5 protein-coding genes are annotated in these 5,430 nt (G+C 64.0%); all 5 read right to left on the reverse strand.

What is annotated here, in order from left to right; all coding sequences use genetic code 11:
- Window positions 1-112: 112 nt before the first annotated feature.
- Window positions 113-973: an SDR family NAD(P)-dependent oxidoreductase gene (locus WAW17_RS30435; RefSeq protein WP_422336563.1), complete on the reverse strand. Its 861-nt coding sequence runs from the start codon at window positions 971-973 to the stop codon at window positions 113-115.
- The gene (locus tag WAW17_RS30440) at window positions 970-1,485 is read right to left on the reverse strand and encodes a nuclear transport factor 2 family protein (protein WP_422336564.1); all 516 of its coding nucleotides are present in this window, start codon (window positions 1,483-1,485) and stop codon (window positions 970-972) included. Before WAW17_RS30440 ends, WAW17_RS30435 begins: the two co-directional genes overlap by 4 nt.
- A 1-nt stretch (window position 1,486) precedes the next feature.
- A complete protein-coding gene (locus tag WAW17_RS30445) occupies window positions 1,487-2,917 on the reverse strand; it encodes an aldehyde dehydrogenase family protein (RefSeq protein WP_422336565.1) in 1,431 nt (476 codons plus the stop codon).
- A 36-nt stretch (window positions 2,918-2,953) separates the two neighbouring features.
- Window positions 2,954-4,660 (reverse strand): thiamine pyrophosphate-binding protein, encoded by a 1,707-nt coding sequence (locus tag WAW17_RS30450; RefSeq protein WP_422336566.1) that lies wholly within the window; start codon window positions 4,658-4,660, stop codon window positions 2,954-2,956.
- On the reverse strand, window positions 4,650-5,430 hold a 781-nt coding region (locus tag WAW17_RS30455), incomplete at its 5' end, for an SDR family NAD(P)-dependent oxidoreductase (RefSeq protein WP_422336567.1). The genes WAW17_RS30455 and WAW17_RS30450, both read right to left, overlap by 11 nt.

The raw sequence follows: 5,430 nt of genomic DNA on the forward strand, positions 1-5,430 counted from the left end.
GGTCATGGTGTCGAGAATGTCCTGGCGGTCGAGCAGAGCGTCGAGCTTGGCCTGCTTCTCCGGGATGATCGATGAGCTCATGATGTCCTCCGAGAAAGTGAATGAACGTTCGTCAGATCGGTGCCCAGATGGGAGCGCCGCGGGTGGCCCTCAGCGACGGAATAACCTTGCCGTCAATATCTTTGACGCCATATTCCTGACCCAGCTCGGCGGTGATGAAAGTGCCGCCGGTCCGGCTCATCACCGCCTCGTCGCTGGCGAGCGCCGCGATCACTCGGCCGGGGTATTCGGGTGAGCAACCATCCTCCGGCCGTGTGGCCGACCGGCCGTTCAGTCCTGGAACGCTGGCCAGGTTGCGTTCGGCACGCTCGGTGAAGGTCAAACCCTGCCAGATCGAGAGAGAGGCCACATTGTGTGGCTTCAGCTCGATGGCCATGTCGCGCGCCATCCGATCCACCGCCGATTTGGCCGTGCCGAAAATGACATCGTAGGTGTAGGTGACGCCGGTGTAACCCGAGATCGCGACGATGAGCCCGGACTTTCTCGGGGTCATGATCCGGGCGGCGTGCCGGGCGGCCACGAAGTTGGAGCGAACACCCACGTTCACCATCTCCCAATTGGAGATCGGCTTCTCCCAGAAGGATTTCGGATCGGTCAGGTTTTCGGGTAGGGCGAAGGCATTGTTCACCAAGATGTCGAGACGACCCTGCTCACGCTCGACCTGGTCGAAGAGGGCGGCAACCTGCGCATCATCGGCGTGATCGACCTGGACCGCAACACCTTTGCCTCCGCGCTGATCACACTCCGCCGCTGTCCGGCCAATGGTACCGGGCAGCGGATGTGATCCCTCGGTGAGCGTTCGACCGGTGACGTATACCGTGGCACCCTGGTCCGCGAGCGCCAGCGCAATACCTTTGCCGATACCGCGACTGGCGCCCGTGACGACTGCAACGTTGCCAGACAGAGAGGTCACCGGAAGAACTCTTCGCTGTGATCTCCAACCGCCCTGCCGGCGTAATGGTTTCCGCTGAACGCCATGCCCATCACGCCCTGTGAGATATCGACCGAGACGCCCTGGTCCTGGAACCAGTCATAGAGCATGGTGCGTTTCGCGATACGCCATTCGCCTTCGCGCTTTTCCAGGCGGTCGAGGTAGCGAGCGCCGATGACGGTATCGCGTTCTTCGGCCCCCATGTCGACCCGGTGGTAGGCGACGACATGGGTTTCCGTCGACGCCACATCACCATCGAGGTCGATCCATGTTTGCCCGAGGGTGTGTGCCGTCACCGGGATCGCGGGCGATCCCGGCACGACATAGTCGAGGTACTCGGGAAACGACCCGGCGAAGATGCCGAAGTCGATCGCCGAGTCCGGCCAGAAGGAGGCGCTGATCAACGCGGCATCACGCCGATCCTCACCGCGGGCGACTCGGGTAATGCAGTGCCGAATCCCTTCCCGGTCGACCAGAGCAGCCAGGTCGCTCATGTCAGGCTTCGCTCGGGACGTAGCCGAGAATAGCCTTGACCTCCAGGTAGTCGTGGAAACCGAACTCGCCCCACTCCCGCCCGTTACCGCTCTTCTTGTAACCGCCAAACGGCGAACCGAAGTCGAAGCCGTCGTTGATCGCCACCGATCCCGCCCGGAGTCGACGAGCAATGGCACGAACCTGCTCGAGGTCAGCGCCCGCCACGAAGGCCGAGAGGCCGTATTCGGTATCGTTCGCGATTTCGACAGCATGGTCGACGCTGTCGTAGCCGAGAATCGTGAGCACCGGCCCGAAAATCTCCTCGCGGGCAATGGTCATGTCGTTCTTGACGTCAGCGAAGACGGTGGGCTTGACGTAGTAGCCCGCGGTCAGACCATCCGGTCGTCCGGTACCGCCTGAGACCAGCGTGGCACCCTCGTCGATACCCTGCTGGATGAGCGCCTGAATCTTCTGGAACTGTGCCTCCGACACCACCGGGCCGATCGCGAAGTCACCGTTCGGGTCGCCGACCGTGACCAGCGACGCGGTCTCGCGGGCAATGCCGATGGCTTCTTCCATCCGCTCGCCCGGGACGAGCATGCGCGAAGGCGCACTGCAGGTCTGCCCGGAATTGACCATCATGGTGGCCACACCCTTGGCGACATTCTCGGCGAAGGCCGCGTCGTCGAGAAGGATGTTGGGGCCCTTGCCTCCGAGTTCCTGGGTAACCCGTTTTACCCCTGCCGCCGCGTTCGTCGCGATGTCGATACCGGCCCGCGTCGAACCGGTGAAGGAGATCATGTCGACATCGCGGTGGCCGGACAGTGCCCGGCCGACGCCGGGGCCGTCGCCCTGGACGAGATTGAACACACCGGCCGGGACGCCTGCCTCGTGCAGGATCTCCGCGAAGACCTGACCGCTGAACGGCGATTGCTCCGACGGCTTGAGCACCATGGTGCAACCCGTCGCCAAGGCCGGGAACACCTTTACGGCAATTTGATTCAGCGGCCAGTTCCACGGGGTGATCAGGCCGCAGACGCCGATCGGCTCCTTTACGATCCGCGAAGTTCCCCGCTGCTCCTCGAAGGTGAAATTCTCGAGCACGTCGATCGCTGTGCTCAAGTGCCCGAGTCCGAGGTTCACCTGAAAACCGTTGGCAAGAGCGGTCGGCGCACCCATCTCCTCGGTCAGTGCCGCCCCGAGATCGCCCATCCGCCGCTGGTACACAGCGAGGATGTTGCGGAGCACGTCGAGTCGTTCCTCGACACTGGTCGTGGACCAGCTGGGGAAGGCCTCGCGTGCGGCCGCGACGGCCCGGTCGACATCGGCGGCCGAGCCGAGCGCGACCTTGCCGCAGATCTCCTCGGTCGCAGGATTGACGACGTCGAAAGTCTGCGATTGTGCCGGATCGGTCCACTGACCGCCGACGTAGAACTTCAGATATTCACGCATCAGTGTCCCGATTCTTGTGTAGCGCTTCGCGAATTGTCACTGCTGTCCTTCCGCATACCACGTACGGAACTCGTCGTAGCTGGGCATCTCTTCGGAGTTCGCTTTCGGATCGACCGCCACGTGAATGACTCCGGGCCTTCCGCTGGCGTAGGCCCGCTTGATGGCGGGGGCGATGTCCTCGTCCCGATCGACGTACTCGCCGTAGCATCCGAAGCCCTCGGCAACCTTGTCGAGACGCGTCTCCTTGCTCCAGTGGACACCCGTCTCGAGCGATCCCTGACCGTAGGTGCGCTTGTACACACCCACCTCGAGACCCCAGGCGTAGTCCACGGCCACGACGCACACGAGGGGGAGACCCAGCCGCGCGGCCGTCTCGAGCTCGGCGATGTGGAACTGGAACGACGAGTCGCCGGTGATCAGCATCATCGGCCGCTTTCCGCCGGCGGCCACACCGGCGCCGACGGCGTAGGGGAGACCGGTGCCGAGATGGCCGAAGTTCTGGTTCCACATCACGTCATGGGGCTTGGCCTGCGAGTAGGTCCAGCCGAAGATCGTGGTGGCACCACCGTCGCGGACCATGATGCCGTCGGCGGGGAACGCCTTGGTTGCCTCGACGATCAAACGTGCCGGGTGTACCGGTGACATACCGGAGGGCGCAGTCTCCGCGAGTTCCGCCAGCTGGTCGGCGTCCTGTTTGATCCAGCCCTCGAGCTCGGCGGTCGGGGTGCGGGGGGAATCCTTCAGCGCATCGACGAGTTGTGGCACGATCGCCCGCAGATCGCCCACCAGCGGTACATCGATCGGGCGGTTCACTCCGATGGCAGAGGGGTCCTGCTCGACGAGGATCCAATTGCGGTTCGCTTCGTTCGCGACCCAGTGCCGGCCGCGCCCGAAGTGGACCGGTTCGCCGAGTTCGGTGCCGATCGCGACGCACAGGTCGGACTTGACGACTGCGTCGATCGCCGCCGCCGAGAATCCGTACGGGAACGTCCGGTCCTCGAGTCCTTCGATGTACGACGTGCCACCCGAGGTCTGGATGACCGGGCACGCCATCAGATCGGCCAGGGCTTTCACCGACGCCCCTGCCCGGGACGTGTGTACACCGTGGCCGACGAGCAGGATGGGCTGCTCAGCGGCGCCGATCAACTCGGCGGCCTTGGCGACGAGGTCCGCGCCGGCCGTCTGCCCGACGAGGCGATAGGCCTGAGGCGGGAACACCGGCGGAAGGTCCAGTTCTTCCTGGATGACGTGCTGCGGGTACTCGATGTACACCGGGCCGGGCGTGCCCGAGAGTGCTTTCCGCAGGCCCTCTCTGATGATCTCGTCGGTCTGATCGGCGTACTCGATGCTGGCGCTGTACTTGACCGAGTTCTCGACAAGTGCCATCTGCTGTACGAACTGGATACGGCCGCGACGTACCCGCTGCTCGGTGATTCGGGCGCGCTGTCCGCCCAGGAAGATGACCGGCGAATTCTCGACCTTGGCGCACATCATCGCGCCCGCCAGGTTGGCGATACCAGGGCCCAGCGTGCCGATGCACAACGCGGCTCGTCCGGTCATTCGCGATACAGCTTCCGCCATGAAACCGGCGGACTCTTCATGATGGGGTGCAACGACGTTCCAGCCGCGCTCCTCCGCGAGGTGGAACAGATGAACGAAGTTCGGATCGGGGATACCGAAGAGGGTGTTGATACCCTCGGCCTCGAAGAGGTCCAGGATGCGTTCGTAGACCTTAACTGACATGTGAGCTGCCCTCCATGGCTAGCGCAAAACTCTTCGTGATGTGGTCGACATGGCCCGAGACCGGCGGCAGTATCCAGGGGTCGCTGATGTCGCGGATGGCGTCGATCTGCTCGGCCACCTCGTCGATCGACCACGACGGGCGATATACCCCGGGTGTCTCGGCGATGAACACCTTCGCCACCCGACCGGCGATCGCCGCGAACATTTCTCCGGTGACTGAACAACTTTCGTGTGCGAGCCAGCCGACCACCGGCGCGGCCAATTCCGGACCCATGGGCGGATAGGCGGAGGTGTCGATCCCTTCGGCCAATCTCGTGAGTGCGGCGGGAACGATGACGTTGGACTTCACGCCGTGCTCGGCCCCTTCGAGCGCGACCACGTTGGACAGTCCGATGATGCCGGCCTTGGATGCGGCGTAGTTGGCGACCTGTTTGTTGCCGTAGAGACCGCCGATCGATGAGGTCAGCACCACACGGCCGTAGCCTGCCTTGCTCATCGAGGGGAATGCGGGCCGGACGACATGAAAGGCACCGCGCAGGTGCACGTCCAGGACGGCATCGAAGTCCTCATACGTCATGTCCGCCAGCGATGCATAACGATTGTTACCGGCGTTGTGGACGAGGATGTCGATCCGGCCGTAGTGGTCGAGCGCCGACTCGATGATGGCCCGGCCACCCTCGGCCGTCGCCACGGACTCGGTGCAGGCGACGGCCTCACCCCCCGCCGCCGTGATCTGCCGGACAACCTCGTCCGCCGGGCCGGTGTCGACG

The organism is Rhodococcus sp. (in: high G+C Gram-positive bacteria), from assembly GCF_049286785.1.
Taxonomy (GTDB): Bacteria; Actinomycetota; Actinomycetes; order Mycobacteriales; family Mycobacteriaceae; genus Rhodococcus_F.

Bases quoted from the DNA above. Each gene is read 5' to 3' on its own strand.
- WAW17_RS30440 (WP_422336564.1), bottom strand. From the start codon at position 1,485: ATGAGCGACCTGGCTGCTCTGGTCGACCGGGAAGGGATTCGGCACTGC.
- WAW17_RS30445 (WP_422336565.1), bottom strand. From the start codon at position 2,917: ATGCGTGAATATCTGAAGTTCTACGTCGGCGGTCAGTGGACCGATCCG.
- WAW17_RS30450 (WP_422336566.1), bottom strand. From the start codon at position 4,660: ATGTCAGTTAAGGTCTACGAACGCATCCTGGACCTCTTCGAGGCCGAG.